14 protein-coding genes are annotated in these 16574 nt (G+C 67.0%); 7 read left to right on the forward strand and 7 right to left on the reverse strand.

Annotation, left to right across the window (positions count from 1 at the left end; genetic code table 11):
* Nucleotides 1-65: 65 nt before the first annotated feature.
* The gene (locus tag G7Y85_RS12365) at nucleotides 66-1316 is read left to right on the forward strand and encodes an Hsp70 family protein (protein WP_166257308.1); all 1251 of its coding nucleotides are present in this window, start codon (nucleotides 66-68) and stop codon (nucleotides 1314-1316) included.
* Between the two features lie 129 nt (nucleotides 1317-1445).
* Nucleotides 1446-2813: a 30S ribosomal protein S12 methylthiotransferase RimO gene (gene rimO / locus G7Y85_RS12370; protein WP_166257311.1), complete on the forward strand. Its 1368-nt coding sequence runs from the start codon at nucleotides 1446-1448 to the stop codon at nucleotides 2811-2813.
* A 48-nt stretch (nucleotides 2814-2861) separates the two neighbouring features.
* Here rimO and G7Y85_RS12375 read toward each other — a convergent pair whose 3' ends face one another.
* A complete protein-coding gene (locus G7Y85_RS12375; protein WP_174839773.1) occupies nucleotides 2862-3761 on the reverse strand; it encodes an AEC family transporter in 900 nt (299 codons plus the stop codon).
* 414 nt (nucleotides 3762-4175) lie between these two features.
* Here G7Y85_RS12375 and G7Y85_RS12380 point away from each other — a divergent pair, with 414 nt between their 5' ends.
* A complete protein-coding gene (locus G7Y85_RS12380; RefSeq protein ID WP_436286637.1) occupies nucleotides 4176-4769 on the forward strand; it encodes a type 1 glutamine amidotransferase domain-containing protein in 594 nt (197 codons plus the stop codon).
* 64 nt (nucleotides 4770-4833) lie between these two features.
* Here G7Y85_RS12380 and G7Y85_RS12385 read toward each other — a convergent pair whose 3' ends face one another.
* On the reverse strand, nucleotides 4834-5667 hold the full coding sequence (locus G7Y85_RS12385) for a thiol:disulfide interchange protein DsbA/DsbL (protein WP_166257314.1): 834 nt from the start codon (nucleotides 5665-5667) through the stop codon (nucleotides 4834-4836).
* Between the two features lie 274 nt (nucleotides 5668-5941).
* On the opposite strand from G7Y85_RS12385, the gene G7Y85_RS12390 reads away from it, so the two are divergent.
* Nucleotides 5942-6634 carry a hypothetical protein gene (locus G7Y85_RS12390; RefSeq protein ID WP_166257317.1) on the forward strand — a complete coding sequence of 231 codons (693 nt, stop codon included), beginning with the start codon at nucleotides 5942-5944 and terminating at the stop codon, nucleotides 6632-6634.
* 142 nt (nucleotides 6635-6776) lie between these two features.
* On the opposite strand, the gene G7Y85_RS12395 is transcribed toward G7Y85_RS12390, so the two are convergent.
* From G7Y85_RS12395 to G7Y85_RS12415, 5 genes are all read right to left on the reverse strand, one after another.
* Entirely contained in the window at nucleotides 6777-7322 is a 546-nt protein-coding gene (locus G7Y85_RS12395) for an LOG family protein (protein ID WP_166257320.1), read from the reverse strand.
* Nucleotides 7322-8587, reverse strand: coding sequence for an MFS transporter (locus tag G7Y85_RS12400; RefSeq protein ID WP_166257323.1), 1266 nt, complete (start codon nucleotides 8585-8587; stop codon nucleotides 7322-7324). Before G7Y85_RS12400 ends, G7Y85_RS12395 begins: the two co-directional genes overlap by 1 nt.
* Nucleotides 8580-9749: an acyl-CoA desaturase gene (locus tag G7Y85_RS12405; protein ID WP_241696153.1), complete on the reverse strand. Its 1170-nt coding sequence runs from the start codon at nucleotides 9747-9749 to the stop codon at nucleotides 8580-8582. Before G7Y85_RS12405 ends, G7Y85_RS12400 begins: the two co-directional genes overlap by 8 nt.
* A gap of 58 nt (nucleotides 9750-9807) precedes the next feature.
* Nucleotides 9808-11406, reverse strand: coding sequence for a peptide chain release factor 3 (locus G7Y85_RS12410; RefSeq protein ID WP_166257326.1), 1599 nt, complete (start codon nucleotides 11404-11406; stop codon nucleotides 9808-9810).
* 211 nt (nucleotides 11407-11617) lie between these two features.
* Nucleotides 11618-13678 carry a putative bifunctional diguanylate cyclase/phosphodiesterase gene (locus G7Y85_RS12415; protein WP_166257330.1) on the reverse strand — a complete coding sequence of 687 codons (2061 nt, stop codon included), beginning with the start codon at nucleotides 13676-13678 and terminating at the stop codon, nucleotides 11618-11620.
* Between the two features lie 180 nt (nucleotides 13679-13858).
* Between G7Y85_RS12415 and G7Y85_RS12420 the strand changes: the two genes are divergently transcribed.
* The 3 genes from G7Y85_RS12420 (at nucleotide 13859) to G7Y85_RS12430 (ending at nucleotide 16570) form a co-directional block, all read left to right on the forward strand.
* Entirely contained in the window at nucleotides 13859-14434 is a 576-nt protein-coding gene (locus G7Y85_RS12420; RefSeq protein WP_166257333.1) for a Spy/CpxP family protein refolding chaperone, read from the forward strand.
* An 88-nt stretch (nucleotides 14435-14522) separates the two neighbouring features.
* On the forward strand, nucleotides 14523-15224 hold the full coding sequence (locus tag G7Y85_RS12425) for a response regulator transcription factor (RefSeq protein WP_166257336.1): 702 nt from the start codon (nucleotides 14523-14525) through the stop codon (nucleotides 15222-15224).
* A gap of 2 nt (nucleotides 15225-15226) precedes the next feature.
* Nucleotides 15227-16570 carry an ATP-binding protein gene (locus G7Y85_RS12430; protein WP_166257339.1) on the forward strand — a complete coding sequence of 448 codons (1344 nt, stop codon included), beginning with the start codon at nucleotides 15227-15229 and terminating at the stop codon, nucleotides 16568-16570.
* The last annotated feature ends 4 nt before the right edge of the window (nucleotides 16571-16574 follow it).

Here is a 16574-nt window from a genome sequence, read left to right on the forward strand (position 1 = left end):
ACGAGACGTTAGACTCGCGCCCCGCTTTTTGACGCAACGGACCCGCGCGGTCCGCGCGACTCGCCATGACGCCTTACGCCGCCATCGATTTCGGTACCTCCAATTCCGCGGTCTGTACCGGCTTCGATACGCATTGCTCGCTGGTACCGCTGGAAGCCGGCAGGGACACGATGCCGACCGCCGTGTTCTACAACGCCGACGAGCGCACGACCGTGTTCGGCCGCCAGGCGATCGGCGAATATCAGGCCGGTTTCGATGGCCGCCTGCTGCGCTCGCTGAAAAGCCTGCTCGGCAGCGAACTGCTGTCGGAGACCACGCTCGTCAACGGCCGGCCGCTCGCCTACCGCGAGATCATCGCCGGCTTCCTGCACCATCTGCGCGAGACCGCGCAGACACATTGCGATCACGCGCTCGACCGCGTCGTGCTCGGGCGGCCGGTGCGCTTTGTCGACGAACACCCGGAGCGCGACCGGCTCGCGGCGACGACCCTCGCCGACATCGCGCGCGACGTCGGCTTCGAAGACGTGCATTTCCAGTACGAGCCGATTGCCGCCGCGCTCGATTACGAAGTGACGCTGGACCGCGAAGCGCTGGTGCTGGTCGCCGACATCGGCGGCGGCACCTCGGACTTCTCGCTGATCCGGCTCGGCCCGCGGCGCACCGGACGCGTCGATCGCAGTGCCGACGTGCTGGCGAACTGCGGCGTGCACATCGCCGGCACCGACTTCGACCAGCAGCTCAGCCTTGCCGCGGCGATGCCGGCGCTGGGGCTCGGCACGTTCAGTCCCGGAGGCAAGCCGGTGCCCTCGCATGTCTACTTCGAGCTCGCGACCTGGCATCGCATCAATTTCCTGTACACACCGCGCGCACTCGCCGAGGCTGAAACCCTGCGCCCGTTCTTTGCCGAACCGGCGCTGCACGATCGTCTGATGTCGGTGCTGCGCGGCCGCGAGGGTCACCGCATCGCCGGCCTGATCGAGGACGCGAAAGTCGCCGTCGCCGATGGCGGCACGATGGCGCTGGACCTGTCGTTCATCGACACGGCGCTGCGTGTGGCGGTCGACGACGCCCTGCTGCATCGTGCGATCGGCGCGCCGGTCGAGCGCATCGTCGCCGCCGCGTTGCAGACCGCAGCCGATGCCGGCCTGTCACCGGGCGCGGTGGACGCGATCTATTTCACCGGTGGCTCGACCGGCGTCCGCTTCCTGCGCGAGGCGATCGCGACCGCGTTCGCCGGGAGCGTGCCGGTCATGGGCGACAAGTTCGCCAGCGTCGCGCGCGGCCTCGGCGTCTACGCCGGCGCGCTGTTCGCCTAGGAATGCTCTGCACGGCGTAGCGAGCGGCTGTCTGGCACTCGCCCCGAAAAGTGCCGCAAACGCCGTCCGGACGCGGTTTCGGCAAACCGCTAGAATGCGCACCCTTCGCTGTCACCGCCTCTGCCGTCCATGGCCCGTACGCCCGCCGCCCGCCGTTCCGCCGGCGCCGCCAAGAAACCCGCCGCCCCGAAAGTCGGCTTCGTCTCGCTCGGCTGCCCGAAGGCGCTGGTCGATTCCGAGCGCATCCTGACGCAGCTGCGCGCCGAGGGGTACCAGACCACGCCGACTTATGACGCCGCCGATGTCGTCGTCATCAACACCTGCGGCTTCATCGATGCAGCAGTCGAGGAATCGCTGGACGCGATCGGCGAGGCGATGGCGGAGAACGGCAAGGTCGTCGTCACCGGCTGCCTCGGCGCCGGCCCGAAGAGCAACATCATCCGCGACAAGTTTCCGGACGTGCTGTCGGTCAGCGGCCCGCAGGACTACACGTCGGTGATGAATGCGGTGCACGCCGTGGTGCCACCGGCGCATGATCCGTTCCTCGATCTGCTGCCGCCGCAGGGCATCAAGCTGACGCCCAAGCACTACGCGTACCTGAAAATTTCCGAAGGCTGCAATCACAAGTGCAGCTTCTGCATCATCCCGTCGATGCGCGGCAAGCTCGCGTCACGGCCGGTCGGCGAGGTTCTGCGCGAAGCCGAAAAACTGGTGAAGTCCGGCGTGCAGGAACTGCTGGTGATCTCGCAGGACACCTCGGCCTACGGCGCCGATCTGAAATACGCGAAAGGCCAGTGGCGCGACCGCGATTACGAAACCCGCATGCTCGGCCTTTGCGAAGGCCTGTCGGACCTCGGCGCGTGGGTGCGTCTGCACTACGTCTACCCGTACCCGCACGTCGACCACATCATGCCGCTGATGGCCGAAGGCAAGGTTCTGCCCTACCTCGACGTGCCGTTCCAGCACGCCTCGACGCGCGTGCTCAAGGCAATGAAGCGGCCGGCGGCCAGCGAAGACACTCTCAAGCGCATTCGCGCCTGGCGCAACATCTGCCCGGACCTGACGATTCGCAGCACCTTCATCGTCGGCTTCCCCGGCGAGACCGAGCAGGATTTCCAGTTGCTGCTCGACTGGCTCGACGAGGCACAACTCGATCGCGTCGGCTGCTTTCAGTACTCACCGGTCGAAGGCGCGACCGCCAACGCACTCGCCGATCACGTGCCGGCCGAGGTGATGGAAGATCGTTATCACCGATTCATGGAAAAGCAGCAGGCGATCAGCGCCGCGAAACTGCAGCGCAAGATCGGCCAGACCATCGAAGTGCTGGTTGACGAGATCAACGAAGACGCGGCCAGCGTCGGCCGTTCATGGGCCGATGCGCCGGAGATCGACGGCAAGGTCTACATCCAGGGCAAGCTCAAGCCCCTGCCCGGTCAGCGCCTCAAGGTGAAGGTGGTCGACGCCGACGAATACGATCTGTTCGCAAAGCTGGTGTAGCAAGTCGCCGCTTGCGCGGCTCCTGCAGAATCCGAGCCGCGATCCTCGTCACGGCAAAACAAAATTCCACAGCGGCACGGTGATGAAAGCCAGCAAGGTGCCGGCACCGAGCAGGGTGTTGGCGACCGGCGGATCGAGCTTGTACTGATCGGCGAGGATCGTCGCCGACACCATCGGCGCCATCGCCGCCTGCAGCACCGCGATCGTCAGCGGCAGGCCGTGCATGCGCAGCAGCGCGCCGATGCCCAGCACCACGGCCGGAATCAGGACAAGCTTGTAGAGCAGGCCACCGCCCACCGCGCTGATCTGGTCGCGACCCAGATGCAAGCGAAAGCGCAGGCCGACGACGAACAGGGCGATCGGCGTCAGCGTGCCGGCGATGCGGCCGAGCAGCGCATCGGCGAGCGGCGGCCAGCCACCCAGCGCGCCGATGATGATGCCGCTGACCAGGGCAACGAAGGCCGGAAACATCAGCACGCGACGCACGATCTGCGCCGGATGCGGTTTCTGGCCGGAATAGACCGACGCGACGATGATGCCGCCGACCGCCAGGGCGATGAAGCAGCCGCCCTGATCGGCGATCACCGCGTAGGCAAGACCCTCCTGTCCGCGCAGCGCCTCGATCAGCGGATAGCCGATGAACGAGGTGTTGCCGAGTCCTGCCACCAGCGTCAGCGCACCGATGCGCGCGCGCGACCACTGCAGGCGCCGGCCGAGGCCGGCGAACAGCAGCCATGCAGCGACGAACACCAGCCACTGCGACATCGCCAGATACAGAAGGTGCAGATCGAAATGCAGGCGCGGCACCAGCTGCACGACCATCGCCGGCAGGGCGATATTGATCAGCCACCAGTTCAGGCCGGGCGCCAGGCCGATCGGCGGATGCGCGTAACGCGCGATCAGCATGCCGAGCGCAAGACAGACCAGCAGCAACAGGAACGATTCCACGCAAAAACCCGATCGCGCGTCCAGACTTGGAGCGGCGGCGATTGTACGGGGTCCGGCCGGCGCCATCACCGCCGGCGCTCGGACAGCCATCGTTCAGCACACGGCGCCGGTGACGCTGAACTTTATGCGGTACCGCCGGCCTAAAGTTTCAGACGGCGGATCGACGGCCCCGCAGCGTGACGAGGGGTCCCTTGAGGTCATCGCGGATCGGCCGTTCTCCGGGAGGTGCGACCGGGTCGCGCCTCCTCTCTCGCACCCAAGGAGATGGACATGGCCAGGAAGCCGTCGCAGACCGAACAGAAAGTGGACACGATGCTGGAAGGGACCTTCCCGGCCAGCGATGCGCTGTCATGGGGCGGCAGCGGGGCGGAACGCGAGCGCCGCGCGCGCAACAGCTCGTCTGCCGGCCGCGCGCTGCGCAAGACCGGCGGCCTGCACGGCAAGACCTTTGCCATCCTCGCCACCCACGGCTTCGAACAATCCGAGTTGATGAAACCAAGACAGGCCTTGCTCAAGGCCGGCGCCGAGGTCGAGATCGTCTCGCTCGGCAAGAAGCCGATCAAGGGCTGGAAAAAGCAGGACTGGACCGAGGCCATCGAGGTCGATCTCGATCTCAATGCGGCCAGCCCCTCACGCTACGACGGTCTGGTTCTGCCGGGCGGCACGCTCAACGCCGACACACTGCGCAGCGAGCCGCGCGCAATCACCTTCATCAAGGATTTCTTCGACAACGGCAAACCGGTCGCGGCGATCTGCCACGCGCCCTGGCTGCTGGTCGAAGCGCGCGTCGTCGACGGTCACCGGCTGACCTCGTGGCCGTCGCTGAAGACGGATGTGCGCAATGCCGGCGGCGAATGGCTGGACGAGGAAGTCGTGGTCGACGATCAACTGCTGACCAGCCGCAAGCCGGACGACATTCCGGCGTTCACCGACGCAATGATCGGCCTGTTCGCACAGCACAAGCGCCGCGACAACGCGCGCACGACGATCGGTCCGACCGACGTCTGAGTCGCGCGCATGACGTGTCCCGCGTCGCGGCCCGGCCAGCGCGAGAGACCGCGCGGAACCGGTCCTACTGCGCAGCGTGCTCGCGGGCGATCAGCTGATCGGCATTCTTCAGCAGGTCCTCGCGCGTCTTGCCCTTGACCAGATACTTGCCGTCGATGACCAGCGACGGCGTCTGGCGCACCTGGCTCTGCATCATGAACTGATGCGCCTTGTTGACCTGCGCGTCCACCGTGAAGCTGCTCATCAGATCCTGAAACTGCGCCGGGTCGGCGCCGTACTTGGCATAGAACGCCGCGATCTTCGCCGGGTCCAGCGTCATGCCCTCGCCCGGCAGCGTGTGTTCCTCATGAATCGCCGCGTAGACCGCCTCGTGCGTCTTGTCGACCAGACCGAGCGCATCGGCCGCGTAGTACGCACGCGCGTAAGCCTTGAAGTCGGGTCGGAAATCCGCCGGCACGTAGACGACGTGCACGTAGGCCGGCAACTTCTTCTTCCATTCCTGGAACATCGGGTTGAAGCCGGCACAGGCCGGGCAGACGTAGTTGAACACCTCGGCGACCTCGACCTTGCCGGCGCCGGTATCGAAGGGCTCGCCGCCGCTGATGCTGACGTAATCATCGCCGGCAACCAGACTGCCGGCCGGTGCCGAGCCGTCCTTTTTCGCCGCAGCCGACGTCTCTGCCGGTGCGGGTGCGGGTGCAGGCGCCGCCGCTTCGGCCGGCGCCGGCGCGGTTTCGGCATCGTCGGCGGCTGGTGCATTCGCACTGGTGTCGGGCACCGGCGCTGCCGTGGCCTCGGCCGGCGCGGGGGTCGACGCGGGAGGTGTCGCTTCGTGGGACTTCGAACAGGCGCCCAGCATCGACAGCAGACCCACGGCCAACAGATAACGCAGCTTCATTTCAGGCTCCGGAAACGGGCGATCCGGCCACTGCCGTGGCGGAACCGGCGACGCGCGCCGAGCGCGCTCAGTACGGGAAAAGTGGACCCGGCCGCGGCCCGACCACCGCCGCGCAACCGGGGCCAAAGTCTGGGACAAGGCGGCGGCGGACGCAATTGCAAACGGCAGGCGGCGGCGCAGCGGCGCCGCGATGAGCGCATCTGCGGCCAATGCACATCCGTGCGGAACCGCTAGCATGCCGACGTACTCGAAAGAAGCCCGACGAGAATCCGCCATGGCCATCGTGAATCGCCGTGCAAAAGCCAAGGTCGCGGCACCGCTGCCCGCCGAGACCGAGAACTTCGCGTTCGCTGCCGAAATCCCGGTCGGCGAACGCGAGCCGCTCTGGAAACTGCAGCTGCAGGTGCACAGCACGCCGCAGGCCGATGGCGAACACACGCGCCTGCGCGCGCATCTGCAGACCAACCTCGGCAGCGCGCTGCGCCCGGCGCTGGCTCGGTCGGCGCCAGATGTCGCCGCACTGCCGCGCCCCGATCCCTCGTCTGCCACGTCAGCACGCGCACTGCGCCTCGCCGAGCGTGCCGGTCATGCCGCGCAGAATCTGGCGCAGCGCGCGCTGCGCGTACCCGTGCTGCGGCGTCTCGCCGAACCGCTGCTGCAACTCGACTTCAACACCTGGATCGAAATTCAGGCCTCGACCGCCTCGCTGGACCGCGGCAGCCACAGCCTGCTGCCGCAGGCAGAGCGTCTTCACACGCTCGGCATCCGTCCCAGGCGCGCGGGCGACGAGCCGCTGGCCGAAACCTGGGCCGGCGAAGCGCCGGACGGTTACGCTCAGGTGTCCGTGCTGCAGATCGACAAGCGCCATTTGCCGGAGCGGTTGCTGCGCCTGCTAGGCAATCGCCCGTTCGGACTGGCTGCGACCATCGTCAACACGGTGCAGCAGAAGAAGGCCCAGGGCCATTAACGCCATGGACGATCGCTGCGTTGCTGCCAGCAATCACGCCAGGCAAGGCAGGAGCCGCAGGGCTTGGTGGCGCCAAGCGCAAGGCTCGTAACGTCGCATGGCGCGATTTCTGGCGCCACCCGAATGGGGCGGGGCTTCCCCGTCAGACCGCGAGCGCCGCGCGAATCCCGGTCACGAGGCTGTCGCTGTCATGTGCGACGAGCAGGCCCGCCCGATGTTCGGCCCGGATGAAGCCCTCGCCGACGGCGTGGTCGAGGAAGCCGAGCAGACCGTCGTAGTAGCCGTCGACGTTGAGCATCGCGCAGGGCTTGCGGTGCTGCCCCAGCCGCGCCCAGGTCCAGATCTCGAACAGCTCTTCGAGCGTGCCGAGTCCGCCGGGCAAGGCGACGAAGGCATCCGCCAGTTGCGCCATCAGCGCCTTGCGCTCATGCATGGAGTCGACCAGATGCAGCTGACTCAGGCCGTCGTGTGCGAGTTCGCGATCGGCCAGCGCGCGCGGCATCACGCCGATGACCTCGCCGCCGCGCGCCAGCGCCGCGTCGGCCAGCGCGCCCATCAGTCCGACCGAAGCGCCGCCGTAGACGATCGCGATATCGGCGTCGGCAAGCTCCGCACCGAGTCGCGCCGCCGCAGCCGCATGCAGCGGCCGTGCGCCTGCGCTCGAACCGCAGTAGACGCAGATGCGCATCACAGCCTCACGGTCAGCAGCTCGCGCGAGCGGCGCCACATCCAGACTACGACGCCGCAGGTCACCGCCGCGCCGGCGATCACCGACGGCACCGTGCCGAGCAGCCTGGCGGCGAGTCCGGACTCGAACGCGCCGAGTTCGTTCGAGGAACTGATGAAGATGCTGTTGACCGCCTGGACGCGGCCGCGCAGGTGATCGGGCGGCACCGACTGCATGATCGTGTTGCGGATGATGACGCTGACGCTGTCGAACGCACCGGTTGCGAACAGGGCGACGATCGACAGCCAGAACAGCTTCGACAACGCGAACACGAAGGTCGCGAGACCGAAGCCGGCGACCGCCAGCAGCAGGTTGCGCCACGGCTTGTCCAGCGGCGGACGGTAGGCGCAGATCATCACCGTCAGCAGCGCCCCGATCGCCGGCGCGGCGCGCAGCACGCCGAGACCTTGCGGTCCGACCGCGAGGATGTCGTCGGCGAACACGGGCAACAGTGCGACCACGCCGCCGAACAGCACCGAAAACATGTCCAGCGAGATCGCATAGAGAATGATCCTTGCCTTGAACACGTAGTCGATGCCTTCGCGCAGGCTCGCCCACAGATTGCCGGCGTTCGGATTCGGCAGCACCGGTCGCGGCTTGACGAAGGAAATCAGCACCAGACTGCCGCTGAACATCACGACCACCACCAGCAAGGTGCCGGACAGGCCGCCGATTCCAAACAGCAGGCCGGCCGACACCGGACCGAGGATCGCGCCGGTCTGGAAAAACGTGCTCGACCAGGTCGCGCTGTTGCCGTAAATCTCGCGCGGCACGAGAAACGCCCGCAGCGAAGAGGCCGCCGGCGCATAGAACCCCCGCGCGAAACCGACCAGGCTGATCAGGCCGTAGGCGCTGAGCAGCCAGACCTGCGGAGCCAGCCGTGCGCGCAGCGACGGCCATGACAGTGCTGCCAGCACCACGGAACCGAGCAGCACGACGGCGATGGCCTTGCGGATGATGCCGCGCTTTTCGCGGCGATCCGCGAGATGTCCCCCGAACAGTGCCAGCGTGATGAACGGCAGCGCTTCGGCGAGACCGATCAGGCCGAGCGACAGCGGATCGTGCGTGACCTGATAGATCTCGTACGACAGCGCAACTTCCTGGATCAGCAGCCCGCAGCTGAGCAGGAAGGCAGCGAACGCCAGCGCCCGGAATTCCGGGTAGCGCAGCGCCGCATAGGGGTCATGCCGCGCCGGCAGCGGTGCTGCCGGCTCCGCCTCAGGCATAGGCCGGAACCGCTTCCAGGCGGGCGATGACATTGCTGGCGATCAGCTCGCGCGCGCGCGCGACGATCTCTTCCAGGGCCGGGCTGCGCGCGAAACGGCGGCGCGCGTGGCGATAGAGCTGATCGAGGCTCGGCAGTTCGGCGTGCACGTTCTGCAGCAGCTGCTCGCGGCGGACCACGAGCTGCTCGGCCCAGTGCCGGCGCCAGTCGGCGATCGCATGGCCACGATTCAGTTCCACCCAGCGCTGCTGCATGCGGCGCACGATGCGATCCGGACAGAAACGGTGCGCCACCGCCTGTGCGATACGCTCCTTGATCTCGGCCGAGGTCGGGCGGCTGCCGTCGAGCACGTGTGCCGGCGGCGCGCGCAGTTCGGAAACCACGCCGATGCGGTCCAGCCCGCACAGCGCGTAATAGGTGATGTCCACTTCCCACCACTTGAAGCCCTGGCGCGCCGAGGCCATGTAGTAGTGGTGGTTGTTGTGCCAGCCCTCGCCCAGCGACAGCAGCGCGAACAGCCAGTTGTTGCGCGAATCGTCGCCGGTCAGATAACGCTGACGGCCGAGCACATGCACCAGCGAATTGATGCAGAACGTGGCGTGCCATAGCAGCACGGTGGACCAGACGAAGCCGATCACGAGCGCCTGCCAGCCACCGATCGCCCAGACCGCAACGCCGAGCACCGCACCGGGAATCCAGTGGTGCTTGTCGAGCCAGCGCAACTCCGGGTACTTCGAGAAATCGGCGATGCGCGTGTAGTCGGCGGCTTGCGCCTGCTTGTTGAAGATCCAGCCCAGGTGCGCGAACCAGAAGCCGTACTGGCGCGGCGAATGCGAGTCCAGCGGCGTATCCGAATGGCGGTGATGGGCGCGGTGCTTGGCCGCCCACCACAAGGCACCCGACTGGAACGAGGCCTGCGCGATCCACGCCAGCACGAACTGGAAGACGCGGCCGGTCTTGTAGGCCTTGTGCGAGAAGTAGCGGTGATAGCCGGCGGTGATGCCGAACATGCGCACGCCGTACAGCGCCAGGCACAACGCGAACGTGCTCCAGCTGATGCCGGTCCAGATCGCAGCGAAGCAGGCGATGTGGAAGGCCGCGAACAAGGCCAGCATCGGCCAGTTGGCGGGATCGAGACGGCGGCTTTGCAGCGGCTTTTCCATGTTGCGGTTCTTCCGGTCCGGCGCGATTGCGCCCGTTGTCGATTGCGTGCGGCGCTTCCTACTGGACGCCGTGTTCGCGGGTTTCAAGAAAACGCACGTCCGGGAAACGCTCCCGTGTCATGCTCAGGTTGACGGAACTCGAGGCCAGATAGACCAGCTGGCCATAATGATCGTGCGCAAGCCGGGTGTCGTTCTTGTCGCGGAATTCCTTGAGCTTGCGCGCATCGTCGATCTCGACCCAGCGCGCGGTATGCACCTGCACCGGCTCGAACACCGACTCCACCTTGTACTCGTCGCGCAGGCGGTACTGCACGACGTCGAACTGCAGCACGCCGACCGCGCCGAGAATGATGTCGTTGTTGGTGATCGGTCGATACACCTGGGTCGCACCCTCTTCGGAGAGCTGATCGAGGCCCTTGTTGAGCTGCTTGGCCTTGAGCGGGTCCTTGAGAATCACGCGGCGGAACAGCTCCGGCGCGAAGTTCGGGATGCCGGTGAAGTTCAGCGCTTCCCCTTCCGAGAACGAATCGCCGATCGAGATCGTGCCGTGGTTGTGCAGGCCGATGATGTCGCCGGGATACGCCTCTTCGACCGATTCGCGGTCGGCGGCCATGAACACCAGCGCATTCGACACCCGCACATTGCCGTTGAGGCGCACGCTGTGGATGTCCATGCCCTTGCGGTAGACGCCGGAGCACACGCGCAGGAAGGCAACGCGGTCACGATGCTTGGGGTCCATGTTCGCCTGGATCTTGAACACGAAGCCGGTGAACTTTTCCTCTTCGGGCTGCACGTCGCGTTCGCTGTCGCCGACCCGCGCGTGGCGATGCTGCGGCGGCGGCGCCCACTGCGTGAAGCCGTTGAGCAGCTCGCGGACGCCGAAGTTGTTGATCGCCGAACCGAAGAACACCGGCGTCTGTTTCGCCGCCAGATACTGCTCGCGATCGAACTCGGTGCCGGCCATCTGCAGCAGTTCGATCTCGTCGCGCAGCTGCTGGTACACGCGGCCGAAGCGCGCCTCCAGGCCGGGCGACAACAGACCGTCGACGGTCTCGATGTCCGACACGCGGTGCTTGTCGCCGCTGTACAGATAGAAGCGGTCTTCGAGCAGGTGATAGACGCCCTTGAAGTCGCGGCCCATGCCCAGCGGCCAGGTGATCGGCGTGCACTGCAGGCCGAGCACTTTCTCGACTTCGTCGAGCAGCTCCAGCGGCGGCCGGCCTTCGCGATCGAGCTTGTTGATGAAGGTGACGATCGGCGTGTCGCGCAGCCGGCAGACTTCCATCAGCTTGATCGTGCGCGCTTCGACGCCCTTGGCGGCGTCGATCACCATCAGCGCCGAGTCGACCGCGGTGAGGGTGCGGTAGGTGTCTTCGGAGAAGTCTTCGTGACCCGGCGTGTCGAGCAGATTGACGATCTTGTCGTTGTACGGGAACTGCATCACCGAAGTGGTGATCGAGATGCCGCGCTGCTGTTCGAGTGCCATCCAGTCCGAGGTCGCATGACGGTCCGCCTTGCGGCCCTTGACGGTGCCGGCGAGCTGGATCGCGCCGCCGAACAGCAGCAGCTTTTCGGTCAAGGTGGTCTTGCCGGCGTCGGGATGCGAAATGATGGCGAACGTGCGGCGGCGCGCCGCGCGCTCGGCGATGACACTCATGTGGTCCTCCGGGGTGGCGCGCATTGTACCCGCTGGCCCTGCCGCTGCGGAGGCCCCGGCCGGGCCGGGCGCCCCGTCGGCACGCTTTTGTCACCGCGCGGAGAAGCGGGACCGGAGGCAGAATCCCGCGGCGCGGACCGGCACGGTCGCGTCGCAGGCCCAGCTTCGGGAACGATACGGCGAGGCGAAGCAGGAGGCTGCTGCGGACGCTTCAGGCAGCCAGCACACCAGCCTCGTAGGCGCGCAGCCATTCGAGAAACTGCTCCTCGGGCATCGCGCGGCTGAAGTGGAAGCCCTGCATCAGGCGGCAGCCCAGTCGCTGCATCAGCAGCACATCGTCCGAGGTTTCGACCCCCTCGACGATCAAGGTCATGTCCAGCCTCGCCGACAGCGCCACCATGCTGCGGACGATCTCCTGCGCACGTTCGCTCTCGCAGGCGGCGCGGGTCAGTACCGGGTCGATTTTCAGACCGTTGACGTCGAAACGGTACAGGTGCGCCAGCGAGGAATAGCCGGTGCCGAAATCGTCGAGCGCGAGGCGCACACCGAGCGCGCGCAGGTCGGCGAGCACGACGCCGACGTCGTCGATATTGCCCATCAGCGCCGTCTCGGTGACTTCGGCACACAACAGTTTCGGATCGATGCTGCTTTGCTCCAGGGCTTCGCGCACGATTTCCAGCACGTTGCTGGACAGCAGCTTGGTCGACAGGTTGAACGACAGGCTCAGCGCATGACCGCGGTCGTTCCAGCCGGTGAAGGTCTTGCAGGCACGCGCCAGCACGGCGCGCGTCATGTCGGCGATCAGGTCCGAGCCTTCGGCCACGAAGATGAATTCGCCCGGCAAGGTCACCCGGCCGTCCGGCTGGCGCCAGCGGGTCAGGGTCTCGGCACCGTAGACCTTGCGCCGCGCGACATCGACGATCGGCTGGAAGTACGGCACGAACTGCCCTTGGCGCAGACCGTTGCGGATCTGCTCGGTCAGCGCCAGATGCCGGCGCAGGCGATGCGTATGGCCGCGCTCGCCGAAGCGCAGATGGCCCGGCCCCTCGCTGCGCGCCAGACGTTGCGCTTCCATGCAGACATTGACGTATTCGTCCGGATCGCGGGCGTCATCCGGATAGATCGCGCCACCGACGCTGGCGGCGAGCAGGAAGCGCTGCTCGTCGACCTCCACCGGGCGCGTCAGGCGCTGCAGGATCTCGGCGGCGATGCGCTTGAGGTCGACACGCGTCACCGCTTCGCTGTTGCCGCGATCGATCAGCACCGCGATCGTTTCGGCATCGATGCGGAACACCATCGTCGGCAGCACATCCAGTTCGGCGAGCCGTTCACCGGCGGCGCGCATGGCCGCTTCGGCGAGGCGGCCACCGAAGCCGCTGCGGATCGCGACATAGGTCTCGATGCCGAGCAGCAGCAAACCGTGGGTACCGTCGATCGGCCGCAGGCGCCGGACTTCGCGCAACTCCGCTTCGAGACTGTTGCGATTCGGCAGATTGCTGCCCGGATCGAGATAGGCGATGCGGCGAATATGCTCGGCCTGCGCCTGGATGCGCCGCATCGCTCGGACGATGTCGCCGAACTCGTCTTCGGTCTCGACCACGTTGGCGACCGGCTGGCGACCGGTCAGCACCGCATTCAGGCTGCCGGTAACGGCGCCGAGCGGCCGCAGCAGGCGCCGGTATGCGAACACCGACAGAGTCAGCGACAACAGCAATGCCCCGAGTACGGCGCCGATCGCGACCCCGAGCCGGCTGTGCAGACGGGCGAATTCGGTCGTCGTGTCGCGCAGGCCCTGGGTGTTGTCGCGTTCCAGCTGCGCGGACAGCTGCTGCATCGCACGGGCTTCAAGGCCGCGGGCAGTCGCGACGATCGCCGTCGCGCTTTCGCTGTTGATCGGCGGCGTGAGCAGCGTGTCGAAGCGGCCGTCCTCGGTCGCGACGAATGTGCGCAGGGCTGCAACCGTTGCGTCGTCGCGTACCGGCAGGAAAGCGAGCTGGTTGCGGACGATCGCCCGCGCCGACTGCAGCGCCGCAACCGCCGTGGCCGGGTCACGACCGGATTCGACCGCCTGCTCGATGGCCACGGCCGCGCGTGGCATGTCGACCAGTCCGCGCTGCAGGACCACGGACATCGAAATGCGGTTCGTGCGACCAAGCAGATCCGACTCGAGTCCGCGATCGACATCGAGCGAAGGCGCGATCACCAGCCCCGCCAGCACGATGGCGAGGTTGACCAGGATCATGACCGCCAGCAGTTTTGTGCGAACGCTCATCCGGCCCATACCGCTCGTTCCATAAGCCTTGTTCAGACACCTTGCCTGATTCTACGCCGCATAAAAAGGTCCGCCACGATCAATGGTTACTATTCTTTACAAAGCGCATCGCATCATTGCAGAGCCCGGCCGTATAACGTGTTCGTCACATCCTGTGGCTTTGCAATCGGAGTCCGCATCATGAAACTCACCGTGAAAATCGCCGCGCTGGCCGCCATCCTGGCCGCCGCCGGCGTGCAGGCCGCCACGCCGCAAGGCGCAGCCGCCGCACCGCAGCAACTCGCCTGGAACGGCCCTGCCGACAACGACCGCGGCCCGCCGCCGGGCGACGACGAAGGTCCGGGCAACCATCATTTCCGCGGCCCCGGCATGCACCGCGGCGGCATGCACGGCTCGCCGCTGATGCACGAGCTGCATCGCCTGAATCTGAGCGACGCGCAGAGCGATGCGGTCGACGCGATCATGGTCAAGCATCACGCCGAGCAGCGCGATCTGTTCAAGCGTCGCCGCGATCTGCACCGCGGCTTCGCCGCGCTCGACCCGACCGCCACGGACTACGCCAGCCAGAGCAGCAAACTGGCCGATCAGACCGGCAAGCTCGCGCACGACGAAGTGCTGCTGCGCAGCCGGATCGCCGGCGAGGTGATCGCGACACTGACGCCCGAACAGGTCCAGCAGCTGAAGGCGGATCGCGCCGAGCACGAAGCACGCCGCGAGCAGCATCGCCGCGGCCCGGCGGCCGATGACGCCGGCTAGGCCCGTCGCGCAAACGGAGCGCCCTCGCGGCGCTCCGCTTTTTGTTGCGGCCACCACACGAATGCGGCGGCCTGCGTAAAGTGACGGCATGAATCCCGAATCCGAGCAGATCCAGGTGTTGCTGGCGGACGACGACGTCGGCTTCTGCGAGCTGCTCAGCGAATACCTGCGCAATCAGGGCTTTGAAGTGAGCGCCGTACACGACGGCCTGGCGGCGATCGAGCAAGCCGAGCGCGGCATCTACGACGTGATGGTGCTCGACGTGATGATGCCCAAGGCGGACGGCTTCCGCGTGCTGGAACGCCTGCGCGCCAACCAGCGCATCCCGGTCGTCATGCTGACCGCGCGCGGTGAAGACATCGACCGCATCGTCGGCCTCGAACTCGGCGCCGACGACTACGTGTCCAAGCCCTGCAATCCACGCGAACTGGCGGCGCGGCTGCGCGCCGTGCTGCGCCGCTCGCAGCCCAACAGTGCCGAACAGACCAGCCTGCGCTGCGGCGACCTCGAACTGCTGCCGGCGTCGCGCAGCGTGCGACTCAACGGTCAGGCGATCGAGCTGACCGGGGCCGAATTCGACGTGCTGCGCACCCTGATCGAAGACGCCGGCCAGGTCATCGCCAAGGAAGACCTCTCGCGCCGAGCGCTCAACCGCCGTCTCGGCGCGTTCGACCGCTCGATCGACATGCACATCAGCCGCCTGCGCCAGAAGCTCGGCGCGCATGCGGACGGCACGCCGCGGGTGCGCTCAGTGCGCAACCGCGGCTATCTGTACGTCGCGATCGAATAGCCATGCGTCTGCGCACGCGTCTGGTGTTGTGGTTCGTCGCGGCGATCGTCGTCACCGTGCTGATGAGCTTCACGCTCGGCTCCCAGGTCTGGCGGCTGTTCTACCGCGACTACGACGCCGCACAGGACGCGCACGCCGCGGTGGTGGCGTGGCAACAGGGTGGCAGCGAGCAGCTGCGCCACTGGTTGCACGAACGCCGCCGCGAAGACGGCCTGTTCGGCATGCTGCTCGACGAACAGGGCGAGTCGCTCGCGGGTCGTGGCCGCGAGGGCGGCCCACCACCACCGCCGCGTCTGCGTGAAGCAATCGCCGCCGCGGAAGCCGGCAATCACCTGGTCCTGCTGCCGGGCGGCGGGACCCTGCGCACAACCGTTGTCGTCAGCAATGACGGCCGACGCCTGCGATGGGTGGCTGTGCTGCCGCCACCGGGCGGACCGGACGTGCGCCGCATCGATACGCTGATGCTGCTGGCGATCGGCGTGATCGTCGTCAGCCTCGCTGCGTGGCTGATCGCCCGCCGCATCACGCGGCCGATCGCCGCGCTGCAGCAGGCCAGCCGCGCCGTTGCCGAGGGCCGCCTCGACGTGCGCGTACCGGAGGAGACCAGCGTGCGCAGCGACGAGATCGGCGCGCTCGCCCGCGACTTCAATCACATGGCCGAACGCCTGCAGCGCCTGCTCGAAGCGCAGCAGCAGCTGCTGCGCGACATCTCGCACGAGTTGCGTTCACCGCTCGCGCGCCTGCGCATCGCCACGGAACTGGCGCGCGACACACAAGCCGTCTCGCAATTCGACCGCATCGAGCTGGAAGCCGACAAGCTCGAAGACCTGATCGCGCAGCTGCTGCTGATCGCCCGTCTCGAACACCGCGAGACGCCGCTGACCAGCGAAGTGTTCGCACTCGACGAAATCGTCGAATCGGTGTGCGAGGACGCGGGCTTCGAAGCGCAGGCGCGCGGTATCGCCGTGCACAGCGAACTGACACCGGGCTTGCAGATCCGCGGCCAGCCGACGCTGCTGCACAGCGCGATCGAGAATGTCGTGCGCAACGCCGTGCGGTACACCGGCGACAACAGCACCGTAACGGTCCGGCTCGTCGCACGCGGCACGCACTGCGCGGTCGCGGTCGAAGACCGCGGCCCCGGCATTCCGCAGGATCGACTCGAAGCGGTGTTCCAGCCGTTCGTGCGCATCTCCGAGGCCCGCGACCGCGCAAGCGGTGGCTACGGTCTCGGCCTGGCCATCGCCCGTCGCGTCGTCAATGCCAGCGGCGGAACGATCCGCGCCCGCAATCGCGAGGGCGGTGGCCTGCAGGTGAGCATCGAACTGCCGCTGGCAAACGCCTGAATCG

The sequence above is a fragment of the Solimonas terrae genome (assembly GCF_011067135.1).
Taxonomy (GTDB): Bacteria; Pseudomonadota; Gammaproteobacteria; order Nevskiales; family Nevskiaceae; genus Solimonas; species Solimonas terrae.

Bases quoted from the DNA above. Each gene is read 5' to 3' on its own strand.
- G7Y85_RS12410 (WP_166257326.1), bottom strand. From the start codon at position 11,406: ATGAGTGTCATCGCCGAGCGCGCGGCGCGCCGCCGCACGTTCGCCATC.
- G7Y85_RS12425 (WP_166257336.1), top strand. From the start codon at position 14,523: ATGAATCCCGAATCCGAGCAGATCCAGGTGTTGCTGGCGGACGACGAC.
- rimO (WP_166257311.1), top strand. From the start codon at position 1,446: ATGGCCCGTACGCCCGCCGCCCGCCGTTCCGCCGGCGCCGCCAAGAAA.
- G7Y85_RS12390 (WP_166257317.1), top strand. From the start codon at position 5,942: ATGGCCATCGTGAATCGCCGTGCAAAAGCCAAGGTCGCGGCACCGCTG.
- G7Y85_RS12400 (WP_166257323.1), bottom strand. From the start codon at position 8,587: ATGCCTGAGGCGGAGCCGGCAGCACCGCTGCCGGCGCGGCATGACCCC.
- G7Y85_RS12420 (WP_166257333.1), top strand. From the start codon at position 13,859: ATGAAACTCACCGTGAAAATCGCCGCGCTGGCCGCCATCCTGGCCGCC.
- G7Y85_RS12385 (WP_166257314.1), bottom strand. From the start codon at position 5,667: ATGAAGCTGCGTTATCTGTTGGCCGTGGGTCTGCTGTCGATGCTGGGC.
- G7Y85_RS12405 (WP_241696153.1), bottom strand. From the start codon at position 9,749: ATGGAAAAGCCGCTGCAAAGCCGCCGTCTCGATCCCGCCAACTGGCCG.
- G7Y85_RS12430 (WP_166257339.1), top strand. From the start codon at position 15,227: ATGCGTCTGCGCACGCGTCTGGTGTTGTGGTTCGTCGCGGCGATCGTC.
- G7Y85_RS12395 (WP_166257320.1), bottom strand. From the start codon at position 7,322: ATGCGCATCTGCGTCTACTGCGGTTCGAGCGCAGGCGCACGGCCGCTG.
- G7Y85_RS12415 (WP_166257330.1), bottom strand. From the start codon at position 13,678: ATGAGCGTTCGCACAAAACTGCTGGCGGTCATGATCCTGGTCAACCTC.
- G7Y85_RS12365 (WP_166257308.1), top strand. From the start codon at position 66: ATGACGCCTTACGCCGCCATCGATTTCGGTACCTCCAATTCCGCGGTC.